We start from the raw sequence: 25,170 nt of genomic DNA, 5'->3' as shown, positions 1-25,170 counted from the left end.
TTTCTTCGCCGCCGCGGCCGCGCGAGCTTCGCGCTCGTCGGTCGCTGCCGCCTGACCTCACCATCACCCGCCGGCGACCGGAAACGGTCCGCCGGCTTCTCGTTCCCGTCGGCCCGCCGGTCCCCGGCGGACCCTTTCCGGTCGTCCCACCCGGAAAGGCCACCACCATGACGTACGACCCGATCAGCCGCACCTTCCTCGACTTCTTCCGCGAGCGCGGCCACGAACTCGTGCCCGACGGCTCCCTGATCCCGCCGCCGGGCGACCCGGTGCTCTTCACCACCTCCGGGATGCACCCCCTGACCCCCTACCTGGAGGGTCGGCCCCACCCGCTGGGCCGGCGGCTGGTGAACGTGCAGCGCTGCCTGCGCACCACCGACCTGGACGAGGTGGGCGACTCCACCCACCTGACCCTGTTCCGGATGCTGGGCTCCTGGTCGCTCGGCGACTACGACCTGCCCCGCAGCGTGCGGTGGGGCTACGAGCTGCTGCGCGACGGCTTCGGCGTGCCGCACGACCGGATGCACGTGACGGTCTTCGGCGGCGACGACCGGGTCGGCCCGGACGAGCCCTCGCTGCGCACGTGGGGTGAGCTGGGTGTGCCCGTGGAGCTGACGGGGGAGGAGAACTGGTGGTCCAACGGCCCGACGGGGCCGTGCGGACCCGACACCGAGATCTTCGTCTGGACCGGCGACGGCCCGCCTGACGGCACCCCCGGCACCGACGAGCGGTGGATGGAGGTCTGGAACCACGTGGGGATGCGCTACCACCGGCACGGCGACGGCCGACTGACGCCGCTGCGGCAGCCCAACGTGGACACCGGGATGGGCCTCGAACGGCTGGAGATGGTGCTGCGCGGGCACCGCTCGGTCCACGAGGGCGAGGGCCTCGTGCCGTGGGTTCACGACGTGTCCGACGTGTGGGGCCTGCGCGACGCGTCGCTGCGCCTCGTCGGCGACCACCTGCGCACGGGCGTGGCGATGGTCGGCGACGGCGTACGGCCCTCGAACACCGGCCGCGGCTACGTGCTGCGCCGGCTGTTGCGCCGGACGCTCACCACGCTGTGGCGCGACGACGCGTCCAGGACCCTGTCCGACCTGCCGACCGGGCCGGTACGGCACACCCTCGACGGGTTCCGCCAGTCCGTCGGCGTGGCCGAGGTGCGGGACGTGTTCTCCGTCGAGGAACGGCGGTTCCGGGAGCTGCTGCGACGCGGGCGGCCGGTGGTCTCCCGGCGCCGGTCCCGGGGACCGCTGACCGAGGCGGACTACCGCGATCTGCACGACACCCACGGGCTGCCGCGCGACCTCGTCGACAATCTGCTCGCCGAGGTGGCCTGACCTCCTCGCCCGTTGCCCGTCGCCCGTTGCCCGGGGGACAGGTGGCGGCGGCGCTCGCCGCGCCGACGCCGGAGGGGTCGCCGCTGCCGTCCGGGCCCGGGCCGTCGCTGCCGTCCGGGGACTGGGTCGCCGCTGCCGTCCGGGCCCGGGTCGCCGGTCCCGGACGGCAGCGGGAGCTGGCAACTAGCTGGCGTAGGTCTCGAACTCGGCGACCTTCGGCGCGCCGCTCGAACCGGTGATCCTGAAGGTGATCTTGGTCAGGGACGTCGCGGTGAAGGTGATGACGCCCGCCCCGCTGCCGGAGGCCAGGACGGCGCCGGTGCCGTTGTTGACGAGCTGCCAGGACCCGATGCTGCCCTGGGTGCCCGACGGCTCACGGATGACGACCCGGGCGACCCTGGTGGCGGAACCCCACTTGATCGAGATGTCGCCGGTCGCGCCCGACGGCGACCAGTGGGTGCTCAGGCTGCCGTCGCGCACGTTGCCGTAGCTCGTGCCGTCGGCCTTGCTGGAGCCGTCGGAGCCGGCGCCGATGCTGAGGTTGCTCCCGCTGGGCGGGTTCGTCGGCCCAGGGGTGGGGCTGCTGGTCGGCCCGGGCGTCGGGCTGGTGGTCGGCCCCGGGGTGGGGGTGGTCGGCGTCGGTGCCGGCGTCTGCGGCGAGCAGCTGCCGTTCGACTCCCGCAGGCCGGTGTTGGCGCCCGCCGTCTGGCGGACGACGTCCGGCACGCAGGCGGCCCCGTCCAGGCTGTAGGAGTACGGGATGCTGACGCTGGTGTTGGACACCGGGTTCGGGCCGGCCGGGTTGTGGTCGCCGCTGCGGCTGGACCAGGTCACGTTGTCGAAGACGTTGCCGGCGACCTGCCAGTAGCCGGCCTCGCTGGTGTAGAAGGTGCCCAGGACGTCCTTGGAGTTCCGGAAGTAGTTGTTCTCCACCTTGGCCCTGGCCCCGGCCCGCGAGTTGATGCCGGACTCGTGGAGGCTCACGTAGTGGTTGTTGTAGATGTGCGCGATGCCGCCGCGCAGCAGGGGCGTACGGGAGTCGATGTTCTCGTACAGGTTGTGGTGGAACGTGACGAAGCCGTTCGAGCGGTCGCTCTCGCTGGACCCGATGAGGCCGCCACGGCCGGAGTTGCGCAGGATGCTGTACGACAGCGTCACGTACTGGACGTTGTCCTTCATGTCGAAGAGGCCGTCGTACCCCTCCGACTCCCCGCCCGAGGCCTCCAGGGTGGCGTGGTCGACCCAGACGTTGCGGACGGTGCTCTCCATGCCGATGGCGTCACCGCCGTTGGACGTGGGCGAGCCCGACTTCTTGACGTTCCGGACCGTCACGTTCCGGATGATGATGTTGCTGGAGTCACGGATGTGGATGCCCAGCTGGTCGAAGACGGCTCCGCTGCCGACCCCGATGATCGTCACGTTGCTGATCTGCTTGAGCTCGATCACGCCGGCGGCGGTGTTGCAGCTGTCGCCCGACACCTTGGCGGTGTTGCCGTGGTTGATGGTCCCCTGCACCTCGATGATGATCGGGGTGCTGCTGCTGGCCCGGGTGCACAGGGCCGTGTGGATCCCGGTGCCCGTGCTGACCCGTACCGTCTGCCCGCCCGCGCCGCCGGTCGTGCCGCCGTTCTGGGTCGCATAGCCGGTGGCGGCACCGGCGGCTGCCGACGCCTGCTGCATCGGCAGGACCGCCACGCCGAGCGCGGCCCCGACGGCTGTCGTGGCCAGTGCCACCTGGAGTCGCAGTGCGACTGGTCGTCTCATCCTTGCCTCACCTTCGTATGAAATGCCGGGTGTTGCTGCCACGTGCCGTCGTCCGGCCGGCGGGGCCGTCGAGGCTCCCGCCGTGCCGCCGGCCGCCGGACGGGTCGCTCGTCGACCCGGCTGTGGGGGTGTTTCTTTTCGATGTGGAGCGGGTCGGCGGTTCCGCCCGGCCTCGACCGTCGAGGTCGTCGGCCGCGAGGCCGCCGTGATCGTGCTCCGCCCGTTCCGCCTGTCGTGATGCCGTCGCCCGTGCCCGGAAAGCGCTTTCCAGCGAGGATAGGGACCTGTCTATCGATATGGCAAGAACCTGTCCGGATTGCGGTGTGATGCCCTGCTCCGCCCATCACGACAGCCGCCGTCCGCGCCGCCGCCGGTAGCGGGGGCATGGGCGTCGGGTGATGCGGTGGCCGGCCGGATCAGACAGGATGACCTGCGCGAGGGCATCGCCGGGCCGCGCCGCGGCCGACGGCCCGCCCGTCGACGGAAGGAGACCCGTGTCGTCCACCCTGCTCTCCCGTCGCGACCTGCGCTTCCTGTTGCACGACTGGCTGGACGTGACCCGGCTGACCGAGCGGCACCGCTACGCCGAGCACTCCCGGGAGACCTTCGACGCCGTGCTGGAGCTCGCCGAGCGGGTCGCGGTCGAGCGGTTCGCCCCGCACAACCGGGCAGCCGACCTCGCCGAGCCCACCTTCGACGGCCGCCGGGTGCACACCATCGCGCAGGTCAAGGAGGCTCTCGACGTCTTCGCCGAGACCGGGCTGCTGGGCGCTGGCATGGACGCGTCCGTCGGCGGCATGCAACTGCCGCACGTCGTACGGGCCGCCTGCTTCGCCTGGCTCCAGGCCGCCAACGCCGGCACCTCGGCGTACCCGTTACTGACCCTCGGCAACGCCAATCTGCTGCTGGCGCACGGCAGCCCCGAGCAGATCGACACCTGGGTCCGCCCGATGGTGCAGGGGCGCTTCTTCGGCACGATGTGCCTGTCCGAGCCGCAGGCCGGCAGCTCGCTGGCCGACATCACCACCCGCGCCGAGCCGCAGGACGACGGGACGTACCGGCTGCACGGCACCAAGATGTGGATCTCCGGCGGCGACCACGAGCTGTCGGAGAACATCGTCCACCTGGTGCTCGCCCGGATCCCCGGCGGCCCGCCCGGGGTCAAGGGGATCTCGCTGTTCATCGTCCCGAAGGTGCTGCTGGGCGACGACGGCGCGCTCGGCCCCCGCAACGACGTCGTGCTGGTCGGCCTCAACCACAAGATGGGCTACCGGGGCACCACCAACACGCTGCTCAACTTCGGCGAGGGCGTGCACCGGCCCGGCGGGCGCCCCGGCGCGGTCGGCTACCTGGTCGGCGAGCCGCACCAGGGCCTGGCGCAGATGTTCCACATGATGAACGAGGCGCGCGTCGGGGTGGGTGCCGGCGCCACCGCCCTCGGCTACACCGGCTACCTCAAGTCCCTCGCGTACGCCCGCCAGCGGCCACAGGGCCGACCGCTGGCCGACAAGGACCCGGCCACGCCGCAGGTGCCCATCGTCGCCCACCCGGACGTGCGCCGGATGCTGCTGGCGCAGAAGAGCTACGTGGAGGGCGCCCTGGCGCTCGTCCTGTACTGCGGTCGGTTGCTCGACGAGGAGAAGACCGCGCCGGACGCGGCGGACCGGGAGCGGGCGCGGCTGCTGCTGGACGTGCTCACCCCGATCGCGAAGAGCTGGCCGTCGCAGTGGTGCCTGGCCGCCAACGACCTGGCCATCCAGGTGCACGGCGGCTCCGGCTACACCCGCGACTACGACGTCGAGCAGCACTGGCGCGACAACCGGCTCAACCCGATCCACGAGGGCACCCACGGCATCCAGGCGCTGGACCTGCTGGGGCGCAAGGTCACCATGCGCGACGGGGCCGGGCTGGCGCTGCTGGTGGAGACGGTCCGGGCCACGACCAGCCGCGCGTGGAAGGCCGGGGGCGAGGCCGCCGAGCTGGCCGCCCCGCTCGGCGCCGCCCTCGACCGGGTCGCCCTGGTCACCCGGCGACTGTGGAGCACCGGCGATCCGGAGGTGGCGCTGGCCAACGCCAGCGTCTACCTGGAGGCGGTCGGCCACGTGGTGATCGCGTGGATGTGGCTGGAGCAGCTTCTCGTCGTCGAGGCAGCCGGCGGCCCCGGTGACGGCCCGGACGCCGACCTGCACGCCGGCAAGCGGCAGGCCGCCCGGTACTTCTTCCGGCACGAGCTGCCCCGCACCGGGCCGCAGTTCGACCTGCTGGACAGCCTCGACCGGACCACGCTGGAGATGCGCGACGACTGGTTCTGACCCGCCCTCGCCGGTCCCGCCGCCCCCGGCCGGTCCCGCCGCCCCGCAGGCAGCGCTGTCCCACCGGCCCCCGCAGGGAGCGCGGTCCCGCCGGGTTGGTCGGTGCGCGGCCCGCCTATCCTTGCCAGCCATGAACCCCGGTGACGTGACCGTTCCGCCGCCCGCAGACGGAGCCGAGGAACGGCTGGAGACCCTGCGGCGTTGGTGGCGGCTGCCGGCTCCCGCGCGACGCGAGGTCCGGCTGCTCAGCCGCTCCGGTCGGCACCACCCGGACCGGGAGACCGCCTGGGTGGCCTGGCGGTGGGCGCAGGTCGTGCTGCCGCCGGGAGCGCCGGAGCCGGGCCGGGCCCGCAACATGCTCAGCGCGGCCGGCTTCTGGGCGCTGATCCTGCTGGATCTTGTCACCGGCGTCGATCCGACGGACCCGCCCGAGCCACGGTGGCTCGACCGCCGCCGGGCCCGGCGCGTCCTGCGGGCCGGCCCACCCGTCGCCTGACCGCGCGGCAGCCGGGGCGACCGTGCCGCCCGACGGGTTGCCGGCCGCCCGCCCCGATCCGCACCACCCGCGGCTGCACCGCCCGGCCCACGACACCGCCTCACCCACCACCGGAGCGCCGGGCCCGGCGGTCTCAGCCGTCGACGAGCAGCCGGTCGCGGACCTCGCGGCGCAGGACCTTGCCGATCTGGGAGCGGGGCAGGTCCTCGACGACGACCACGCGGCGGGGCACCTTGTACCCGGCCAGGTGCCGCCGGCACGCCGCCCGCAGGCTCGCTTCGTCAGGCGGCTCGGCGCCCTCGTCCAGGACGACCGCCCCCACCACCTCCTCGCCGCCGTGCTCGCCGGGCAGGCCGACCACCGCGGCGTCGCGGACGCCGGGAACGCGGCGCAGCGCGTCCTCCACCTCCGACGGGTAGACGTTGAACCCGCCGGTGATGATCAGCTCCTTGATCCGGTCGACCACGCGGACGAAGCCGTCGGCGTCGGCCACCACGACGTCCCCGGTGCGCAGCCAGCCGTCGGGCAGCAGCGCCGCCGCCGTCTCCGCCGGGCGGTTCCAGTAGCCGGCGAACACCTGCGGCCCCCGGATCAGCAGCTCGCCCGCCTCACCCGGGGAGCGGTCGCGCGACGGGTCCTCGGGGTCGACGATGCGGATGTCGGTGGACGGGAACGGCACGCCGACCGTGCCCGGCCGGCGGGCGGGGGAGACCGGGTTGCCGAGCGCGACGGGGGAGGTCTCGGTCATGCCGTAGCCCTCGACGAGCAGCCCGCCGGTGACCGACTCCCACAGCTCGACCGTCGCCGGGGGCAGCGCCATGGCGCCGGAGATGGCGTACCGGGCCGAGGAGAGGTCGATCCCGCGTTCCCGGGCGGTCGTGGCGAGCTTCTCGTAGATCGGCGGGACGGCGGGCAGGAAGGTCGGCGGCCGGCGACGCACCGCCGCCAGCGTCTGGTCCAGGTCGAAGCGGGGGAACAGCACCAGCGTGGCGCCGATGCCCACCGAGAAGGTGAGGCAGAGCGTCAGCCCGTACGCGTGGAACAGCGGCAGCACCGCGTACACCGTCTCCTCGCCGTCGCGCAGGCCCGGCACCCAGGCGCGGCCCTGCGCCGCGTTGGTCCGCAGGTTGCGGTGGCTCAGGATGGCGCCCTTCGGCGTGCCGGTGGTGCCGCCCGTGTACTGCAACAGCGCCGTGTCGTCCGGCCCGGGGGCGGGATGCGCGGCGTCGAGGGGGGTGGCCGCGGCCACCAGCCCTTCCCAGGACAGCGCACCGGGCGCGGGCCCGGTCATCGCCGCGCGGGTGGCCCGCGCCCGGGCCAGCGGCAGCCGCAGCGCCCAGCGCTTGCGCCGGGGCAGGGCCCGGGTGAGGTCCACCGCGACCACGATCTCGACGGCCGTCGCGCCCGCGCTGTCGCGGACGAGAGGGGCCACCTTGTCCCAGACCACCGCGACCCGGGCTCCGTGGTCGGCGAGTTGCCGGGTGAGCTCCTGCGCGGTGTAGAGCGGGTTGTGCTCGACCACCACCGCGCCGAGCCGCAGCACGGCGTAGAAGGCGACCACGTGCTGCGGGCAGTTCGGCAGCACCAGCGCCACCCGGTCGCCCCGGCCGACGCCGAGCCGGCGCAGCGCCTCGGCCCCCCGGCCCACCTGGTCGTCCAGGTCGGCGTAAGTGGTGGTGGCGCCGAAGAAGTCCAGGGCGATCCGGGGACCGAAGCGGCGGGCGGCGTCGCGCAGCAGGTCGACCAGCGACTCGTCGGAGGGCGCGACGGTCGCCGGCACGCCCGGGGCGTAGCTGCGCAGCCAGGGCCGCTCGGCACTCAGGTCCATGTCTCTCCTCCGCCCGCGCCGGACCGCTTCCTACTTAACGGTAACCTACGGCTGCGTAGGTATTGGTGGATCCCCCCGTCCGACCGGCCCCGGCCGTAGACTCCGACGGTGCGGGATCGACGGGTCGTGGCGCTCTGGTCCGTGTTCGCCCTGCTCGCCGCCGCGTCGTCGGCGCTCGTCACGCTCCGCCCCGACCGCCTCTCCGACCTGCACATCTATCGTGGCGCACTGCTGCACCTGCAGGCCGGCCGGCCGCTGTACGAGTTCGCCGCCGAGAACGGCGGCCCCTTCACCTACCCGCCGTTCGCCGCGCTCGTGCTCTGGCCGGTCTCGGCCGTCGCCGAGGGGGTCGTGCAGGGGGTCTGGCTGGCGCTGATCTGCCTCGCGGTGGTCGCCATCGCGGTGCCGGTCGGCCGCGTACTGGCCGGCGGGCCTCGGCGGCACCTGGTCGTGCCGGCCGTCGCCTGCGCCCTGATGCTCTCCGCGCCGGTGCAGAGCAATCTGCGCTTCGGCCAGGTCAGCGTCTTCATCGTGCTGCTCGCGCTGCTCGACGGCATGGGCGTCCCCCCGGCCCGGCTGCGGGGCGTCCTCGTCGGGGTGGCCGCCGCGATCAAACTGACCCCGCTGCTGTTCGTTGTCTACTTCCTCGTCACGGGCCGCTACCGGGACGCCGGGCGGGCCGTCGTCACGTTCCTGGCCTGCGCCGCGCTGGGCGCGGTGGTTCTCCCGGCGGAGAGCTGGACCTACTGGACCGAGGCGGTGCGCAACACGTCCCGGATCGGCAACCTGGCCTCGCTGGGCAACCAGTCGGTGCACGGCATGCTGCTGCGCCTCGGCCTCGACCAGGCGTCGCTCCCGCTGCTCTGGGCGGCCCTGGTGGCCGCCGTCTGCGCGGTGGCCCTGCTGCGGGCCCGGCACCTGGCCGCGCACGGGCGCCCCGGCCACGCCGCCGTGCTCGTCGGCTGCGCGACCGTCGCCGCGTCCCCCGTGTCCTGGACGCACCACCAGATCTGGCCGGTGCTGGCGGCGATGCTGCTGATTGGGGCCGACGGGGTCGCCCGGCGGGTCGCCGGCGGCGCCCTGCTGGTGACCATGGTGGTCTCGCTGGGGGTGGCGCTCAGGCCGGTCTCGACCACGTCCGGGGTGCAGTTCCTCCTCGAGAACGCCCGGGCCCTCGGCGTCGCTGTGCTCTGCCTCGCCGGGTTCGGCGGGGCGGCGCTGGCCGCGGCCGGCGCGGGCCGACGGACCCCGGCGACCCGCGGCTGGCTGCGGGTGGGCACGACCGCCGCGTTGGCCGTGGCGTTCTTCGCCGTGCAGCCGCTGCCCGCCGGCGCCGATCCGACCTTCAAGGCGTACGCGCTCTCCGACGTCGCCAACCCGCGCTACTTCTTCGTCTGCCGGGGCCCGGCGGAGTGCGCCGCATACGGCACGGACGCGCCGGTCACCTTCGGCACCCGCAGGGAGAAGACCAAGGTCCGCGTCAACGGGGTGGTGTCGCCCGCCGTCGCCCGGCTGGAATACCACTCCGCCCCCGGGGGCGCGCCCCGGGCCATTCCACTGCTCGCGCCCTACCCGGGCCCCCGGACGTTCTCGTTCCGGTCGGCGACCATGACCCACGGCCGGCTGGTCGCCTACGCGGCCGACGGGCGCCCGATCGCGACCTACGACGAGGAGTTGGCCGCCGCGCTCGCCGTCAGCGGTGCCCGGCGGAATGGCGCACCGCCCGCCGGCCCTTGACCACCCCCATGACGACGACCGCGACCAGCGCCACCACGCCGATGATCACCAGCCAGCGGACCGCCTCCAGCAGCAGCCCGAGCAGGATGAGCGCGCCGGCGACGACGCCGACGGCCCAGAGCATGGCTCGCATGTCCACCTCCCGTGACTCCGGCCGCGCGGCGCGGCCTGGCCGTCTGCCTTCCCGGCCCGCACCCGGCCATGCCGCCACGACCGGCGAAGTCCTCGCGCGGCACGCCGGTGGCGCACATTTCGCTGACATCACCGTCGTGGTCCGGGCCGCCGCGTCGGCCAGCACCGCGTCCAGCGCCGCCCGGAGACCGGCGGTACGGGAGTACGCCGCGCACGCCCGCAGGGCCGCGACGGTCCGCCGACCTCCTCCGCGCCGGAAGGCCTCGGCGGTCCGCCGACCTCCTCCGCGCCGGAAGGCCTCGGCGGTCCGCCGACCATCCGGCTACCTGGCTCGTCGGTGCCGGCGGACGTGTGTCGGCCGGCCGCTCCGCCGCCGGCCGACAGGATGGATCTTGGACAGTTGTCGTCCTCAGGTAACGACAACTGTCCAAGATCACGAATGGATGTGGCGGTGCGGGCGGCAAGCGTCCGTCCCGATCAGGCGCGGCGTCCGCTGTTCAGGTCGGTGTACCTCGCCCTGTGGGGCAGCGGGGCCGTCCCGTTTCCGCGGCTCTCGTCCAAGCGGCGCAGCGTTCCGGGCGCCGCTCGGCGGGGCGCCCGTGACCGCGTCAGCGCTGGGCGACGTAGACGGTGTTGGCCGACTGCCCGCCGGTCAGCGGGTTGGCGAACGGGACGACGTGCGCCCGCGCGGTGCGGAACACCTCGGCGAGGACGGCCTCGAAGTCGGCATCGGGCGGATCGTCCGACCAGAGGGCGAACACCCCGTCCGGGTGCAGGTGGGCGGCGAGCCGGCGCAGGCCGTCGGGGGTGTAGAAGGGGGCGTGGCCGGGGTGCAGCACGTTGCGCGGCGAGTGGTCCACGTCGAGCAGCACGGCGTGGAACCGCCGCCCCGGCTCCCGCGGGTCGAAGCCGGTGCCGTCGGCCACCGCGGCGAAGAAGTCGGCCCGCACGAACCGGGTACGCGGGTCGGCGGCCAGCCCGGCGGCGAAGGGCAGCAGCCCCCGGCGGTGCCAGTCGATGACGTCCTCGATCGCCTCCACCACCACCAGCGAGCCGACCCGGTCGTCGGAGAGCGCGGTGCGGGCGGTGTAGCCGAGGCCGAGGCCGCCGACGACCACGTCGAGCCCCTGCCCGGACAGGGGAGCCAGGCCCAGCCGGGCCAGCTCGATCTCCGCGACGGGAAAGAGGCTGGACATCAGGTACTCGTCGTCGAGCTTGACCTCGTACACCTCGACGTCGAGCGACGGGTCGCGGCGCCGGCGCAGGCTGATAAGGCCGATCGGGGTCTCCCGCCAGGCCAGTTCCTCGAATCGCACGCCCACGGGCCCGGATGCTACCCGCCGCCGCCCCGGGCGCCGGCGGCCGGCACGCCATTCCTCCCGCCCGGCCGGGTATGCCCACCCGTCGAGGGCCACCCGACCGGGGGCCGGGCAGGGGGCGCGCGGTGGCGGACACGCTGGCCGGACGGCTGCACCTGACGGAACGGGCGCTGCGGATGGAGTCGGTGCCGGTGCCCGGGCCGCAGAACGGTCAGGTGCGCGTCAGGGTCGAGGCGGCGGAGGTCTGCCTGTCGGACGTGCAATTCCGCTACGTCCGGTCGGGCCGGTCCCGATGGTCGGGTGGGCTCTGACGGTCGGGCCGGTCCCGCCGGTCGGGTGGGCTCCGATGGTCGGGCCGGTCCCGGTGGCCGGGTCGGCCGAAGCGGCGGCACCGCACGACCGCGACCGCCGTAGCCGCCGTCACCAGGGCGACGGTCCACAGCAGGGGGTCCGTCCGCAGGTGTGCGGGCAGTTGCCCGGCCAGGACGAACACGCCCATCGCCGCCACGAACCAGCCGAACGCCCGGCGCAGCACGTCCTCGCGGACGCGTCCGGCCAGTCGGCCGCCGGCCAGGCTGCCGAGCACGGCCGCGGCGGTGACGGCGGTGGCCAGGCCCGGGTCGATGTCGACGGTGGACAGGTAGCCGGCCAGCCCGGCGAACGACTTCATCGCGATGACCACGAGCGAGGTGCCGACCGCGACCGGCATCGGCAGGCCGCCCAGCAGCGCGAGGGCCGGCACCACCAGGAACCCGCCGCCCGCGCCGACCAGCCCGGTGACCAGTCCGACCACGACGCCGTCGAGGAGCACCCGCGCCACGGGCAGCTCGCGCCGCTGCCGCCCGGGGCCGTCGTGTCGGCCCCGCAGCATGGCCGTCGCGGTGGCGATCATCATGACGGCGAAGCCGGCGAGCAGGACGGCGGGCGGGACGAACGCGGCGAGGCGTCCGCCGCCGTACGCGCCGGCCATGCCCGCGGCCCCGAAGAGCAGGCCGGTGCGCCACCGGACCCGGCCGGCCCGGGCGTGCGGCAGCGCGCCGACGGCACTGGTCACCCCGACGACGAGCAGTGAGGTGGCGATCGCCTCGCGGGCCGGCAGGTCCGCCACGTAGACCAGTAGCGGCACGGCGAGGATGGACCCGCCGCCGCCGAGCAGGCCGAGGCTCGTCCCGATGAGGACGGCCAGCCCGACGGTCAGCGCGAGGCTGCCGGTCACGGCAGGGGCCGGGGCGTCGGGTGGTCTCCGAGCCGACCGACGACGGTCTCCACGTCGCAGCTCGCGCCGCGGTTGTAGGGGAGCCTGCCGAGCAGCATGCCCATCGCGCAGGTGTCGGTGACGGCGGCGAAGGTGAGGCCGGCGCCGATGAGGCCGGCGACCCACTTCAGGCCGGGTACGAACACCGAACCGAGGACGCTGAGCAGGACGATCGAGCCGGCGACGAGGCGGACCTGCCGCTCCAGCTCCCAGCGGGGCGTGCCCCGTCGGACCGGTCCCCGGGCGGCCTGCCACGCGGTCATCCCGCCGTCGAGGATCCTGAGGTCGGGCAGCCCGACGCCCGCGAGAGCCTGCCCGGCCCGGGTGGCGCGGGCCCCGGAGCGGCAGATGAGCACCACCGTCTCGTCGAGGTGCCGCCGCAGCTCCTCGCGGTGCTCCCTGAGCACGTCGAGCGGCACGTTGTGGGCGCCGGGGACGTGGGCCGTCCCGAACTCCGCGGGGGTGCGCACGTCCAGCATGCGCGGAGCGCGGCCGGAGTCGATCAGCTCGCGCAGCGTGGCGGCGTCGAGGGTGGGCAGGGCGCTCGGTGAGGTGGTCATCGCTCCTCGTTCAGGGGTCGATCGCCCGTGGAAGGGCAGGGTGAGCCGGACCGGCGCCGCTCGGCGGCGGGCGCGCGTCGCCGCGCGGACGACCGGTGGCGTACGCAGGGGGCGGGGTCGGCGGTGCGGGGTCGGTCAGGCGTCGCCGGGGCTCATGGCGACTCCGGCGGCTCCGGCCCGGCCGAACTTGTCGTCGATCACGACGACCTCGCGGCCCGCGTTGGCCAGCAGGGACGCGGCGACCGTGGCCCGGTACCCGGAGCCGCAGTGCACCCAGACGGTGCCGGCGGGCACCTCGGCGAGGCGCCCGGGCAGGTCGGGCAGGGGGATGTGCACGGCGCCCTCGACGTGACCGGCGGTCCACTCGTTGGTCATCCGGACGTCGAGCACCACGTCCGGGGTGGGCAGCCCCGCCGGGGTGTCACCGGCCCGGGCGGCGGCCAGCGCGGGAAAGTCGGCCATCCGCAGCTCGCGGAGCTGTCCCGGCCCGGTGGTCCACCGGTCGGGGTCGCCGGTGGCCTGGGCGGCCGGCCGGTCGATGCCGATGCGGACCAGTTCGCGCTGGGCGTCGGCGACCTGCTCCTCGGTCTCCGCCAGCAGGGTGAGCGGCGCGCCCCAGTCGATGAGCCAGCCGAGCCAGGTCGACATCGGGCCGTCGAGTCCGAGGGCGACCGTGCCCGCCAGGTGCGACGTGGCGTACGCCTTGCGGTGGCGCAGGTCGACGACCCACTGGCCGGCGGCGATCCGCTCCCGCAGCTCGGCGGCGTCGGCCCTGGCGACCGGGGTGAGGTCCACCAGCGCCGGGCCGGCGAGGTTCGCCACCCCCATGTGGGCGTAGTACGCCGGGTAGGCGTCGAGCCCGGCGAGGGTCTCGGTGACGAACTCGTCGGCGGCGAGTCGCAGCACGGGGTTCGCCCGCTTCTCCCGGCCGATTGTCGACTCGGGCGCGTCGGCCTGGCTGGCGGAGCAGAAGCTGCCGAAGCCGTGGGTGGGCCACACCTCGGCGCCGTCGGGCAGCAGGTCGGCCAGGCGCCGGGCCGAGGCGTGCTGGTGGTGGGCGAGTTCGTGGGCGTGCTCCCCGCCGAGCAGGTCGGTGCGCCCGGTGGTGCCGAAGAGCAGCGAGCCGCCGGTGAAGACGCCGACCGGGCGCCAGCCGGAGTCGTCGGCCTCGTCGAGCACGTACGACAGGTGGTGGAACGTGTGTCCCGGCGTGGCGAGCACCCGCAGCCGCAGCGCGCCGGAGACGGGCACGGTGTCGCCGTCGGCGACCGGCGTCCGGTCGAAGTCGACCTCGTCGTCCGCGGCGACGAGGTAGCGGGCGCCGGTCAGCCGGGCCAGCTCCAGGCCGCCGGAGACGTAGTCGTTGTGGATGTGGGTCTCCACCACGTGGGTGACGCGTACGCCCTTCTCGCCCGCGAGGTACAGGATCCGGTCGATGTCGCGCTGCGGGTCGACCACGATCGCCACCGTGCCGTCGGAGGCCAGGTAGCTGCGGTCGCCGAGCGAGGACGTCGCGATGACGGACACCTCAACTGCCATTGCCGTGCTCCTTGTGGGATCAAATACCCCGGGGGGTATGCGGCGGACACACGTCGGGGGTGTTGACGTGTGCAATCTGTCTACCCGCACACGGCGCTGTCACGCAACGTGTGCGGTGCGTTTCTTCCGGTGGTGGTCAGGCGAGGGCGAGGAAGAGCTTCTCCAGCTCCTCCTCGGTCATCTCCGGGGAGTCACCCCGCTCGCGGGCGGCGGTGCAGTGGCGCATGCCGGAGGCGATGATCTTGAAGCCGGCCCGGTCGATCGCCTTCGACACCGCCGCGAGCTGGGTCAGCGCCTCGCGGCAGTCCTGGCCGGTCTCCATCATCTCGATGACCGCGTTGAGCTGGCCCCGGGCCCGCTTCAGGCGGGTCAGGGCGTCGCTCGTCATCTCGGGTCGCAGCTTCACCGCGCGCCTCCTCCCTCTCTCCGGCATACCCCCGGGGGTACCCGTACGTGCCCATGCTATCCCCTTAAGCGAGAGGCGTACGCGTCCGCGCGGTGATCCTGGTCGCTCCGGCGGGGCCCAGGCACCGGGAATCCCGGCGCCGCCGCGACGCAGGGTCCTCGGGGCATCGACGCAACGCTTATCCTGTGCCCCGACCGCCCATCGGAAGGGACGCGATGCCGTCGCGGCAGGACCAGCTGCACTCGTACCAGTTCACCGTCCAGCGGGCCGTCGCCGCCCTGGTGATGCGGGAGACCGACCCGGCGCAGTCGCCGTTCCGACGGCTCGCCGGCGCCGGCCTGGCCAGCGTGCTGGTCGCGGCCATCGGCCTGGGCGGCTTCGCCCTCTACGGCCTCTTCACCGGGGGCGGCAGCACGTGGCGCGACCCGGGCGCGGTGATCGTGGAGAAGGAGTCCGGGGCCCGGTTCGTCTACCGGGAGGAGAAGCTGCACCCGGTGCTCAACTACGCCTCGGCCCTGCTGATCATCGGTGCCGAGCGGCCGAAGACGGTGCTCGTCTCCCGTCGCGCCATCGACGGGGTGCCGCGCGGGCTGCCGCTGGGCATCGCCGACGCCCCCGACTCGCTGCCCGCCAGGGGCCGGCTCTCCACCGCGCCGTGGACGGTCTGCTCCGCCGCCGGCGAGGCCGACCGGACGACGCCCCGCTCCGCGCTGCTGATCGGCGTGACCGCCGGTGGCGGCCGGGCCCTCGGCGAGGACGCGCTGCTGCTGCGCCACCCCGACGGCGGGCTGCACCTCGTCTGGCACCAGCGCCGTTACCTGGTGCGTGACACCAACCGGGTGCTGGCCGCCCTGGCGGCCACCCGGGCCCGGGCGGTCCCGGCGGCCCCGGCCCTGCTCAACAGCCTGCCTGCCGGCGTCGACCTCGCCCCGCTCGCCCTGCCGGCCGAGGGGGAGCGCTCCGCGCGGGTGTCCGGGGCGCGGATCGGCGACGTCTACCTGGTGCGCAACTCCGGGGGTGGCCGGCAGTACGCCGTCGCGCTGCGGGACGGCCTGGCCGGCATCACCGAGTTGCAGGCTGGCCTGCTGCTGGCCCGCACCGGCCAGGGCGAGCCGGAGCCGATCACGCTCGGGCGGTTCGCGGCGCTGCCCAAGCTGCCCGACCTGGCCCCGACGGGGCCCACGGCACCGCCGACCGCGCCGCCCCGGCTGGCCGCCTCCGACGGGGCGGGGCTCTGCGCCCGGGTGGGCGACGACGGTGGCGTCACGGAGGTCCGGCTCGGCGTACGGCTGCCCGACCTCGCCGCCGCGCCGCGCACCGTCCCGGCGGCCGGGGGTGGGGTGCGCGCCGACCACGTCGTGGTGGAGCCGGGCCGTGGCGCGGTGGTCGAGGCGGTCGCGGCGCCCGGTGCGACCGGCGGCGCGGTCTCCGTGGTCACCGACCTGGGCCGACGCTACGTCCTTGCCGGCGGCGAGGTGCTGGGCACGCTCGGCTACCGCGACGTGCGGCCGGTGCGGCTGCCGGCCAGCCTGGTCGCCCTGGTGCCCGCCGGCGCCACGCTCGACCCGGCAGCCGCGCGGGTCGTCGCCGCCCCCGCCTGAGCGCGCCGCCGGCTGGGCCGGTGCCAGTGCCGGAGCCGCGCCGCCGGCTGGGCCGGTGCCGTGCCTCTGCCGGAGTCGCGCCGCCGGCTGGTCCGGCACCGTGCCCCCCGCCGGAGCCGCGCCGCGACCTCGGGTGGCCTCGGCGAGGGCGAACCGGTCGGGCTCGGCCGGGCGGGGCTCAGTCGGCGGGGCGGCGCAGCACGGTGACGGCGAAGTCGGCGTCGTCGCGCCACGGACGCAGGTCCCAGGTGGCGAAGCGGTGCTCCAGCCGCAGGCCGGCGGCCACCGCGTCGGCGTCGAAGCCGGTCAGCGGGTAGCCCCGGTCGGTGCCGAAGCCGACCGCCAGCACGCCGTCGGGGCGCAGGTGGGCGGCGACGCGGCGCAGCACCTCCCGCTCGGTGCCGGGGGCGACGAAGGCCAGCACGTTCCCGGCCACGACCGCCGCGTCGAACGGCTCCGGCTCGCCGGCCGCCGCCAGGTCCAGCTCGGCCAGGTCGGCGACCAGCCAGCGCGGGCCCGGGTGGTCGGTGCGGGCGGCATCCACCAGCGCCGGGTCGGCGTCCACCCCGATCACGGTGTGGCCCCGGGCGGCCAGCGCCGCGCCCACCCGGCCGGTGCCGCAGCCGGCGTCGAGGATCCGGGACCCGGGTGCGACCAGCGCGTCCAGCAGGCGGGCCTCGCCGGCCAGGTCGGCCCCCTCGGCGGCCAGCCGGCGGAACCGGTCGATGTACCACTGCGAGTGCTCCGGACCGGTCTCGGTCTCCCAACGGGTCGGGTTTGCCATGCCGCCACCGTAGCCGGGTCCCCGGTGCTCCCCGGGGGGCGGGGCGGACGGGGCGATGCCCCGCCGGTGCCGTGGGCCGGGGAAACCGTGGCCGCTCAGGCCGGCGGGACGTCGCCGCCCGGGCCTCCCACCGGCGAGCCGGCAGCGCCGGCCGACGGATCGACGACCCAGTGGTTGGTGCGGAAGAGGCGGCCGGCGAACTCCGTCTGCTCCTCGCCGACGAGGGCGAAGCCGACCGACCGGCAGATCGCGTTCGACGCGGCGTTGGTCGTGGCGGGGAAGGCGTGGACGAGGCCCCACCGGCCGTCCGCCCAGGCCAGGGCGAGCACGGCGCGGACGGCTCTGCCCGCCAGGCCCCTGCCCTGGAACTCCGGCACGACCATCCAGCCGATCTCGGAGACGCCCCCGTGGGAGTACAGCGTCACCGTCCCCGCCACCTGCGCGGAGTCGCCGGTAATGATCATCTTGATCCAGGCGCTACCGTCCCGGACGGTCTCGAGGTCACGCCGGAGCTGGGCGGGCACGCGCTCACGCGGCTGCGGGCCGCCCAGCTCCGCCATCACGGCCGGATCGCAGCGCATCCGCACGTACGCGTCGAGGTCGCCCGGCTCCACGTCGCGCAGCCGCATCCCGACCGCGGGCGGGGCAGCCGTGGGCGCGTCGTCGTCGGGGACCGCGCCGGGGGAGGCATCCACCCGGCCCATCCTCGGTCAGCGCCCACCGCGCGGCAACCCCGCCCGCCGCCTCAGCCCTTCTCCGCCCCGCTGGTGAGCCCCTCGGTGAGCAGGCGCTCGCTGGCGAAGAAGAGGATCACGATGGGCAGGGTGAGGATCACCGAGCCGGCCATCAGGACCGTCTTGGGCACCTCGACGCCGTCCGCGAGCTGCGCCAGCCCCAGCGACACCGTCCACCGGTGCGGCTTGTCGACCAGGAACAGCAGGGCGAAGAGGAACTCGTTCCAGGCGATCATGAAGTCGTACAGGGCGACGGCCATGATGGACGGCGCCGCCAGGGGGAGGCTTACCCGGCGGATGATGCCGAGCCGCCCGGCGCCGTCGATGGCGGCCGACTCCTCCAGGCTGACCGGGATCGTCTCGAAGTAGTTGCGCAGCATGTAGACCGAGACCGGCAGGGTCTGCGAGATGTAGACCAGCACCAGGCCGAGCAGCGAGCCGCGCAGCCCGGCCCGGGTGAAGACCACGAAGAGCGGGATGGCGATGACGATCGACGGGAACAGGTAGACCGCCAGGAAGAGGAAGTCGACCTGCCGCCGGCCGAAGAACCGCAGCCGGGCGACCGCGTACGCGCCGGGGATCGCCACGGCCAGCGTCAGCAGCGTCGCCGCGACGGCGACCAGGCCGCTGTTGCGCATGAAGGTCAGGAATCCCTGGCCGCCGTCGTCGACGGCCTTCACCACCTCGGCGTACGTGTCGAAGGTCAGCTCGCCCAGCCCCACGACCAGCGAGCCGGGGTCGAGCAGCAGTCGCTCGATGGGGCGCACCGAGAGCACCAGCATGTAGTAGAAGGGAAAGACGGTGACCAGCAGGAACGCGGCGATCACCAGCCGGCGCAGCCAGCGCAGGCCCACCGTCTCGATCCGGTCCCGGTCCATCAGCCGTCCCTCCGTCCGCCGAAGAAGCGCAGGTACACCACCACGAACACGATGAGCACCACGGCGAGCACGACCGCCTGCGCCGCCGCCGCGCCGATGTCCGTACGCGCGGTCAGGAACTCGTAGACCCGGACGCTGACCACCTCGGTGCCGGCGGCCCCGCCGGTGAGCAGGTAGACGTCGTCGAACTTGTTGAACGTCATGATGAAGCGCAGCACCCCCAGCAGGCCGATCACCGGCAGCAGCTGCGGCAGCAGGATGTGCCGGAACCGCTGGGTGGGCGTGGCCCCGTCGACCCGGGCCGCCTCCTCCAACTCGCCCGGCACCGCCTGGAGCCGGGCGAGCAGGAACAGGAACGCGAAGGGGAAGTAGCGCCACGCCTCGAAGGCGACGACCGTGGCCAGAGCCGTCGACTCCTGGGACAGGAACGGCACCGGGGTGTCCCAGCCGAGGAACCGCCGGCCCCAGTCGTTGACGATGCCGAGCTGGGGGTCGAGCATCACCTGCCAGACGAAGGTGACCGCGACCACCGGCGCCACGTACGGCAGCAGCATCGACGCGCGCACCAGGGTGCGACCCCGGAACGGCCGGCGGACGACCAGCGCCGCCACCAGGCCGAGCACGATCGAGCCGGCGGTGCTGGCCACGGCGTAGACCAGCGTGGTCCACAGCGTGTCGGCGAAGCCGGGAGTGTTCAGCACCCGCTGGACGTTGTCCATCGTGAACTCGCCGAACAGCCCGGTACGCCGCAGCGTCGCCAGGCGTACCCGCTGGAAGGCCAGCACGACGGTCCAGACGATGGGGATGCCGATCACGGCGACCACGACGAGCAGGGTCGGGGCGACCAGCGCGAGCCCGGCGCGGGACTCGCGGCGGCGCAGGGTCAGTGGTCTGCGGCGGCGGGCCGGGGCCGGCCGCTCCCGGGCGGGGGAGCGGCCGGTGTCCGGTGGGGCGGTGGTCAATTGACGCCCGCCTTGATCGCCTCCACGTCCTTCTTCGCCCGTCCGGCGGCCGCTGCGGCGTCGGTCTTGCCGGCGACCACGTCGTTCAGGGCCTTGGGCACCGGCAGCTCGCCGAGGATCGCGCCGACGAGCTTGCCCTGGCCCTGGGTGAGCCCCCACCGCTGGAAGGTGTCGGGGCTGCGGCGCAGGCTGGCGAGCACCTCCTCGCCGTAGACCTCGGCGAGCGGCTTCCTGGTGTCGACGCCGGCCTGGCTGGTGTTCCAGGCGGTGAGGAACTTCTCCGGCTCCTGAAGCGTGCCCTTGCGGACGGGGAAGCGCCCCTCGGGGGACATGCCGAACCAGCGCGGGTAGCCGTCGCCGAGCATGTGCTCCACGAAGGACCTCGCCGGGTCGGCGGCGGCGCCGTCGAGCACGGCCCAGGAGCTGATCTCGCCGTACTGGGCGGGTTCGGCGCCGTTCGGGCCCTTGATCGCGGTGACGAAGCCGCTGTTCTTCGCGAGGAACGCCGGGTCGGCCTGGCACTGCGGGCAGGTCGGCCTGGCGTCGTCGCGCAGGCCGGCCAGCTCATCGAGGATGAACGGCGACCAGACCAGCATGGCCGCCTTGCCGGCGAAGTAGGTGGCCCGGGTGGTGTCGACGTCCTGCGCGCCCCTGACCGAGCTGGTGCGCATCAGGTCGCCGTAGAACCGGAACGCCTCGACGCACTCCGGGGAGTCCAGCTTCACGGCCCCGGAGTCGTCGGTGAGCTGGCAGTTGTTGGCCAGCGCGAGGTGTTCGAAGGTCTGCTGGGTGAACACGTCGCCGGGGGCGGTGGCGGCGGTGACGCCCGCGACGCCGCCGGTGTTGAGCCTCGTCGCGGCGGCGGCGATCCTCTCGTACGTGTCGGGGGCGGGCAGCCCGGCGGCGGCGAACAGGTCCTTGCGGTAGACGAGCAGCTGGCCCCAGCCGTCGCTGGGCACGGCGAGCTGCGTGCCGTCGTCCGCGGTCAGCTCCAGGGCCCGCGGCGAGAAGGTCTGCCTGCCGAGCTTCTCGACGACCTCCGCGTTCGCCGAGGAGTGCAGCAGTTCGTTGCCGGCGAGGGTGCGCACGCCGGCGAGCGACACCGAACCGACCACGTCGGGCAGTTCGCCGGCGGCGGCGCTGGTGGCGATCAGGGCGGGGAACTGGTCCTCGTTGACGGTGACGAGGTCGACGGTGATGCCGGTGCTGGCGGTGAAGTCCGCGATGATCGCCTTGGTGGCGGTGACCCGGTCGGCCACGTCCTCCAGGCTCCACACGGTGATCTTCCTGCTGTCGCTGTCGGATTCTTCGTCGCCGCAGCCCAGCAGACCGGCCCCGGTGACTGCCATGATCAGGGTGGCGGCGAGTATCCGCATCGGAGGTGCTGACATCGGTGGCACTCCTCTCGAAGGGTATACAAGGGATTCAACCCCTTCGATTGATCAATTACAAGACATATGCCGATTTATTGCCTACGATGGAGCCCAGTGCTACCGGGATGTGACTCATGGTCAACTGGGTTGTCTCACTCGCCGGGCCCCGACGGATCAGCCTCGAGCCCTGCCCCCCGGATCCGCTCGGCCCCGGTCGGGTCCGCGTCCGCACCTGCTACTCCGGCATCTCGGCCGGCACGGAACTCACCCTCTACCGGGGCAGCAACCCCCGGCTGAGCAAGGACTGGGACGACGTCAGCCGGATGTTCGTGCCCCGGCAGACCGCGGTGCCGTACCCGCTGGTGGGCTTCGGCTACGAGGAGGTCGGCGAGATCGTCGAGGTCGCGCCCGACGTGGCCGACCGGCGCGCCGGGCAGGTCGTCTGGGGCATCTGGGGGCACCGCGCCGAGGCCGTCGTGCCCGCCGACACGGTGCACCCGCTGCCCGCCGGGCTGGATCCCCTCGCGGCGGTCTTCGCCCGCCCGGGGGCGATCGCCCTCACCGCCGTGCTCGCCGGCGACCTGCACCTGGGCGACTGGGTCGCGGTCTTCGGCCAAGGCGTCATCGGGCTGCTCGCCACCCGGCTCGCCGCCCTCTCCGGCGCACGCGTGGTCGCCGTCGACCGGGTGCCCGCCCGGCTGGCGCACGCCGGCCGACTCGGCGCCCGGATCGTCGTCGACGCGGGTGCCGAGTCCGCCGCGGCCGTGCTGCGCCGGGCCACCGGCGGCCGGGGCGCGGACGTCTGCCTGGAACTGTCCGGGGCGTACCCGGCGCTGCACGAGGCGATCCGCTCCACCGCTCACGCCGGTCGCGTCGTGGCCGCCGGCTTCTACCAGGGACAGGCCGACGGGCTCGGCCTGGGTGAGGAGTTCCACCACAACCGGATCCAGCTGGTGGCGGCCCAGGTCAGCGGGCCGACCCCGGCGCCCGGCATGGCCGGCCGGTGGACCGGGGCCCGCGTCGCACACACCTTCATGGACCTGGTGGCCGAGGGCAGCGTCGACCCGCTGCCGCTCGTGAGCCACGTCGTCGACGCGAGCGCGGTGGCCGACGCGCTGGCGCTGCTCGACCGCGGTGACGCGGACGCCCTCCAAGTGGTGCTGAGGTTCCCATGACGATTCCCCTGGCCTGCCAGGAGCAGCTCCTGCCGGGCACCGACCTGATCCAGAAGTACGCGCTCGCCACCGCGCTCGGCTACGACGCGATCGAGCTGCGCGGCTCCGGCGACCTCGGCCTCGCCCGCCGGCTGCCCGAGCTGCGCCGGGCCCGCGCCGCCGGGGTGGTCATGCCCACCGTCTGCGTGGAGATGGACCACTTCATCGGCGACTTCGACCCCGAGCGCTCCCGCGACGCCGTACACAACCTGCGCTCCCAGCTCTCCGTGATGGCCGAGCTCGGCGGCGTCGGCGCGATGACCCCGGCCGCGTGGGGGATGTTCTCCCGGCGGCTGCCGCCGTTCGAGCCGCCCCGCCCACCCGCCGCCGACCGGCAGGTGCTCGTCGACGCCCTGGGCGAGCTGGGGGAGCACGCCCGCGCCGAGGGGGTCACCCTCTTCCTGGAACCGCTCAACCGGTACGAGGACCACATGGTCAACCGGCTCGCCGACGCGGTCGCCCTCTGCGCGGCCGTCGGGCTGCCCACGGTGCGGGTGGTGGCGGACACCTTCCACATGAACATCGAGGAGGACGACGTGCACCGGGCGCTGCGCGCCGCCGCCCCGTACCTCGGGCACGTGCAGGTCAGCGACTCCAACCGCCACCAGCCCGGCGCCGGGCACCTCGACTGGCCGGCGCTGCTCCGCACCCTGCTGGAGCTCGACTACCGGGGCTGGCTGGCGCTGGAGTGCCGGCTGCGCGGCGACCCCGTACGCGCCCTGCACCAGGCCGCCGCCGTGCTGCGTCACGCCCAGCCCCGGCAGGCGGCGGCGTGAGCACCGGGACCGCCGGCGGCCCGCCCACCGCCGTCGACGCCGGCGCCCACGACCGGGGGGCCCTGCGCCGCCTCGCCGTCGCCACCCTCGACGCCAACTGGGAACACGACCACACGGTGCCCTCGCGCACCCTCTACCCGCACCAGTGGAGCTGGGACTCGGCATTCATCGCGATCGGCTGGTCCCACGTCCGCCCCGAGCGCGCCTGGTGCGAGCTGGCCAGCCTGTTCCGCGCCCAGTGGGTCGACGGGCGGGTGCCGCACATCGTGTTCAACCCGGCCCTGCGGGTCGGCTCGTACTTCCCCGGGCCGGAGTTCTGGGAGTCGGGGCTCGCCGAGGGCGCCCCGGCGGCCGCCACCTCCGGGCTGATCCAGCCGCCCGTGCACGCGCCCGCCGCCTGGCTCGCGTACCGGCGGTGCCCCTCGGAGCAGGCGCGGGCCGCGCTGCGCCGGCTCTATCCCCGGCTGGTGGCCCAGCAGCGCTACCTCGCGACCCGCCGGGACGTCGGCGGGGGCGGGCTGGCCTGCATCGTCCACCCGTGGGAGTCCGGGCTGGACAACAGCCCCGCCTGGGACGCGCCGATGGCGGCGGTGCCCGCCGACGCGGCCGTCATGCGCGCGTACCGCCGGCACGACACCGCGCACGCCGACGCCGCGCACCGGCCCACGGACCTCGACTACGCGCGCTACGTCGCGATCGTGGCGTCCTACCGCGAGCGCCGCTACCGCGACGACGACCTCGCCGGCCGGCACCCGTTCCTGGTGGAGTGTCCGCTGGTCAACGCCGCCATGGGCGCCGCCGAGCACGCCCTCGCCCGGATCGCGCCGCTGGTCGGCGCCGACCCCGGCCCGCACCGGGAGCGCGCCGCGCGGATCACCGAGGCCCTGGTGCGCCGGCTGTACGAGCCGACGACGGGCACCTTCCACCCTCGGGACCTGCGCGCCGACCGCCTCGTGCCGGCCCGGACGGTGCTCGGGCTGGCCCCGCTGGTCCTGCCCGACCTGCCCGCGCGGCAGGTGTCGGCGCTGGTCGCCGAGGCCTGCTCGCCGCGCTTCGGGCTGGCCGCCCGGATGGACCGGCCGCTGCCCAGCCACGACCGCACCGCGCCGGACTTCGAGCCGCTGCGCTACTGGCGCGGGCCGAGCTGGATGAACGTCAACTGGCTGGTGCGCCGGGGGCTGCTGCGCCACGGCCGCCCGGACCTGGCGGCCGGCCTGCGCGACTCGATGATCGAGCTGGTGGCCCGCTCCGGCTGCCACGAGTACTTCCACCCGGACACCGGGGCCGGGCTGGGCTCACCGGCGTTCGGCTGGACGGCCGCGCTGCTGCTCGACGTCCTCGCCGACGACCCGGCCGGCTGACACCGGCCGGGTCGTCCCCGGTCAGCCGGCGGGTACGACGTCCGTCGACCGCCCCGCGCCCGGGGTCGGCCGGACGGCGGGGTCGTTTGCCGGTGCCGGGCGCGGGTAAGCGTGGGGCCGCTGACGACAGGAGGCTGCCGTGCGGTTCCCCCTCTTCGTCGACGCGGTGTCGCGCCGCGCCGGACTACCCACCGCCCAGGCCGCCACGATCGCCCGCGCCGTGTTGCAGACCATGGTGGAACGGATGAGCGGCGGTACGGCCGGTTACCTCCCCGACGAACTCGACGGCTACCTCGCGGGCCCCGGTGCCGGCGACGGCCCGCCCGGCGCGCCCGGTCCGGCGGACTTCGTGCGTCGGGTGGGGGAGCGGGCCGGGACGGACGAGGCCACCGCCCGGGCGGGAACCGGTGCCGTCTTCGCCACCCTGCGGGAGGCGGTCACCGTCGACGAGTTCCGCGACATGGTGGCCCGGCTGCCCCGGGACTTCGACGGCATGACCCAACCGATCCCCCGACCCGACGACGCCTGACCGGCCACCCGCCACCGCCCACGCACCGTCGCGGCGGCCCGCCACGCGGATCCTCGCGGGCGGGCGTCGAGCCTTATGCTGCTTCCGACCCGAAGGTATAGGCAGATCATGAGGCCCCTCCCGGAGCATGGTGGTCGGCCCGATCGCGGTCGGCCCGCCGATGCCTCGGAGGGCGCCGCACCCCGGGTGGGGGCCGGGCGGCGGGGGGCCGCCCCCCCCCGGGCGGCGCCCCCGGGCCCCGGGCGGCCCCCCGCGCCCCACCGCGCGCCG

General features: G+C 74.6%; 23 protein-coding genes. 10 read left to right on the top strand and 13 right to left on the bottom strand.

Annotated features, from left to right (window positions below; genetic code table 11):
* Positions 1–167 precede the first annotated feature (167 nt).
* Positions 168–1,340, top strand: coding sequence for an alanine--tRNA ligase-related protein (locus tag ABZ573_RS28080; RefSeq protein WP_358122028.1), 1,173 nt, complete (start codon positions 168–170; stop codon positions 1,338–1,340).
* A gap of 183 nt (positions 1,341–1,523) precedes the next feature.
* Here the strand turns inward: ABZ573_RS28080 and ABZ573_RS28075 are convergent, their stop codons facing one another.
* Positions 1,524–3,104 carry a pectate lyase gene (locus tag ABZ573_RS28075; RefSeq protein ID WP_327028071.1) on the bottom strand — a complete coding sequence of 527 codons (1,581 nt, stop codon included), beginning with the start codon at positions 3,102–3,104 and terminating at the stop codon, positions 1,524–1,526.
* Between the two features lie 494 nt (positions 3,105–3,598).
* Between ABZ573_RS28075 and ABZ573_RS28070 the strand changes: the two genes are divergently transcribed.
* Together ABZ573_RS28070 and ABZ573_RS28065 are read left to right on the top strand one after the other, a co-directional pair.
* Positions 3,599–5,416 carry an acyl-CoA dehydrogenase gene (locus ABZ573_RS28070; protein ID WP_358122026.1) on the top strand — a complete coding sequence of 606 codons (1,818 nt, stop codon included), beginning with the start codon at positions 3,599–3,601 and terminating at the stop codon, positions 5,414–5,416.
* A 130-nt stretch (positions 5,417–5,546) separates the two neighbouring features.
* A complete protein-coding gene (locus ABZ573_RS28065) occupies positions 5,547–5,912 on the top strand; it encodes a hypothetical protein (RefSeq protein WP_358122024.1) in 366 nt (121 codons plus the stop codon).
* A gap of 133 nt (positions 5,913–6,045) precedes the next feature.
* Here the strand turns inward: ABZ573_RS28065 and ABZ573_RS28060 are convergent, their stop codons facing one another.
* Positions 6,046–7,740 carry a long-chain-fatty-acid--CoA ligase gene (locus ABZ573_RS28060; protein ID WP_358122022.1) on the bottom strand — a complete coding sequence of 565 codons (1,695 nt, stop codon included), beginning with the start codon at positions 7,738–7,740 and terminating at the stop codon, positions 6,046–6,048.
* A 108-nt stretch (positions 7,741–7,848) separates the two neighbouring features.
* On the opposite strand from ABZ573_RS28060, the gene ABZ573_RS28055 reads away from it, so the two are divergent.
* Positions 7,849–9,477 carry a glycosyltransferase 87 family protein gene (locus tag ABZ573_RS28055; protein ID WP_358122020.1) on the top strand — a complete coding sequence of 543 codons (1,629 nt, stop codon included), beginning with the start codon at positions 7,849–7,851 and terminating at the stop codon, positions 9,475–9,477.
* Here ABZ573_RS28055 and ABZ573_RS28050 read toward each other — a convergent pair.
* Both ABZ573_RS28050 and ABZ573_RS28045 read right to left on the bottom strand, forming a co-directional pair.
* Complete coding sequence (locus ABZ573_RS28050) at positions 9,434–9,610, bottom strand: hypothetical protein (protein WP_192581396.1); 177 nt, start codon at positions 9,608–9,610, stop codon at positions 9,434–9,436. The two genes, ABZ573_RS28055 and ABZ573_RS28050, sit on opposite strands and share 44 nt — an antisense overlap.
* A 607-nt stretch (positions 9,611–10,217) precedes the next feature.
* Positions 10,218–10,931, bottom strand: a complete 714-nt coding sequence (locus tag ABZ573_RS28045) for a spermidine synthase (protein ID WP_151454698.1) — start codon at positions 10,929–10,931, stop codon at positions 10,218–10,220.
* A gap of 122 nt (positions 10,932–11,053) precedes the next feature.
* On the opposite strand from ABZ573_RS28045, the gene ABZ573_RS28040 reads away from it, so the two are divergent.
* Positions 11,054–11,239, top strand: coding sequence for a hypothetical protein (locus ABZ573_RS28040; RefSeq protein ID WP_358122017.1), 186 nt, complete (start codon positions 11,054–11,056; stop codon positions 11,237–11,239).
* On the opposite strand, the gene ABZ573_RS28035 is transcribed toward ABZ573_RS28040, so the two are convergent.
* The 4 genes from ABZ573_RS28035 to ABZ573_RS28020 all read right to left on the bottom strand — a co-directional run bounded on the left by ABZ573_RS28035 (position 11,197) and on the right by ABZ573_RS28020 (position 14,688).
* Positions 11,197–12,144: a sulfite exporter TauE/SafE family protein gene (locus ABZ573_RS28035; protein ID WP_358122015.1), complete on the bottom strand. Its 948-nt coding sequence runs from the start codon at positions 12,142–12,144 to the stop codon at positions 11,197–11,199. The two genes, ABZ573_RS28040 and ABZ573_RS28035, sit on opposite strands and share 43 nt — an antisense overlap.
* Positions 12,141–12,743, bottom strand: coding sequence for a rhodanese-like domain-containing protein (locus ABZ573_RS28030; protein WP_151454696.1), 603 nt, complete (start codon positions 12,741–12,743; stop codon positions 12,141–12,143). The genes ABZ573_RS28035 and ABZ573_RS28030 overlap by 4 nt, the downstream gene beginning before the upstream one ends.
* A 135-nt stretch (positions 12,744–12,878) precedes the next feature.
* Positions 12,879–14,282, bottom strand: coding sequence for an MBL fold metallo-hydrolase (locus ABZ573_RS28025; RefSeq protein WP_151454695.1), 1,404 nt, complete (start codon positions 14,280–14,282; stop codon positions 12,879–12,881).
* 136 nt (positions 14,283–14,418) lie between these two features.
* Positions 14,419–14,688 (bottom strand): metal-sensitive transcriptional regulator, encoded by a 270-nt coding sequence (locus ABZ573_RS28020; RefSeq protein WP_151454694.1) that lies wholly within the window; start codon positions 14,686–14,688, stop codon positions 14,419–14,421.
* Positions 14,689–14,903: 215 nt separating this feature from the next.
* On the opposite strand from ABZ573_RS28020, the gene eccB reads away from it, so the two are divergent.
* On the top strand, positions 14,904–16,289 hold the full coding sequence (eccB, locus tag ABZ573_RS28015) for a type VII secretion protein EccB (protein ID WP_327028076.1): 1,386 nt from the start codon (positions 14,904–14,906) through the stop codon (positions 16,287–16,289).
* Positions 16,290–16,467: 178 nt separating this feature from the next.
* On the opposite strand, the gene ABZ573_RS28010 is transcribed toward eccB, so the two are convergent.
* The 5 genes from ABZ573_RS28010 to ABZ573_RS27990 all read right to left on the bottom strand — a co-directional run bounded on the left by ABZ573_RS28010 (position 16,468) and on the right by ABZ573_RS27990 (position 21,038).
* The gene (locus ABZ573_RS28010; protein ID WP_358122012.1) at positions 16,468–17,073 is read right to left on the bottom strand and encodes a class I SAM-dependent methyltransferase; all 606 of its coding nucleotides are present in this window, start codon (positions 17,071–17,073) and stop codon (positions 16,468–16,470) included.
* 95 nt (positions 17,074–17,168) lie between these two features.
* The gene (locus tag ABZ573_RS28005; protein WP_358122010.1) at positions 17,169–17,768 is read right to left on the bottom strand and encodes a GNAT family N-acetyltransferase; all 600 of its coding nucleotides are present in this window, start codon (positions 17,766–17,768) and stop codon (positions 17,169–17,171) included.
* A 50-nt stretch (positions 17,769–17,818) separates the two neighbouring features.
* On the bottom strand, positions 17,819–18,685 hold the full coding sequence (locus tag ABZ573_RS28000) for a carbohydrate ABC transporter permease (protein WP_132240245.1): 867 nt from the start codon (positions 18,683–18,685) through the stop codon (positions 17,819–17,821).
* Entirely contained in the window at positions 18,685–19,647 is a 963-nt protein-coding gene (locus ABZ573_RS27995) for a sugar ABC transporter permease (protein WP_358122008.1), read from the bottom strand. The genes ABZ573_RS28000 and ABZ573_RS27995 overlap by 1 nt, the downstream gene beginning before the upstream one ends.
* Positions 19,644–21,038, bottom strand: coding sequence for an extracellular solute-binding protein (locus ABZ573_RS27990; RefSeq protein WP_358122006.1), 1,395 nt, complete (start codon positions 21,036–21,038; stop codon positions 19,644–19,646). Before ABZ573_RS27990 ends, ABZ573_RS27995 begins: the two co-directional genes overlap by 4 nt.
* 116 nt (positions 21,039–21,154) lie before the next feature.
* Between ABZ573_RS27990 and ABZ573_RS27985 the strand changes: the two genes are divergently transcribed.
* From ABZ573_RS27985 to ABZ573_RS27970, 4 genes are all read left to right on the top strand, one after another.
* Positions 21,155–22,195 (top strand): zinc-binding dehydrogenase, encoded by a 1,041-nt coding sequence (locus ABZ573_RS27985; protein ID WP_358122004.1) that lies wholly within the window; start codon positions 21,155–21,157, stop codon positions 22,193–22,195.
* On the top strand, positions 22,192–23,010 hold the full coding sequence (locus ABZ573_RS27980) for a sugar phosphate isomerase/epimerase family protein (protein WP_358122002.1): 819 nt from the start codon (positions 22,192–22,194) through the stop codon (positions 23,008–23,010). The genes ABZ573_RS27985 and ABZ573_RS27980 overlap by 4 nt, the downstream gene beginning before the upstream one ends.
* 62 nt (positions 23,011–23,072) lie before the next feature.
* A complete protein-coding gene (locus tag ABZ573_RS27975) occupies positions 23,073–24,371 on the top strand; it encodes a hypothetical protein (RefSeq protein WP_327031209.1) in 1,299 nt (432 codons plus the stop codon).
* Positions 24,372–24,510: 139 nt separating this feature from the next.
* Positions 24,511–24,900, top strand: a complete 390-nt coding sequence (locus ABZ573_RS27970; protein WP_151454687.1) for a DUF2267 domain-containing protein — start codon at positions 24,511–24,513, stop codon at positions 24,898–24,900.
* Positions 24,901–25,170 lie beyond the last annotated feature (270 nt).

Origin of the sequence: Micromonospora sp. NPDC007220, from assembly GCF_040634035.1 — a bacterium.
GTDB classification, from domain to species: domain Bacteria; phylum Actinomycetota; class Actinomycetes; order Mycobacteriales; family Micromonosporaceae; genus Micromonospora; species Micromonospora reichwaldensis.
This window is presented reverse-complemented; position numbering and strand designations above follow the sequence as displayed.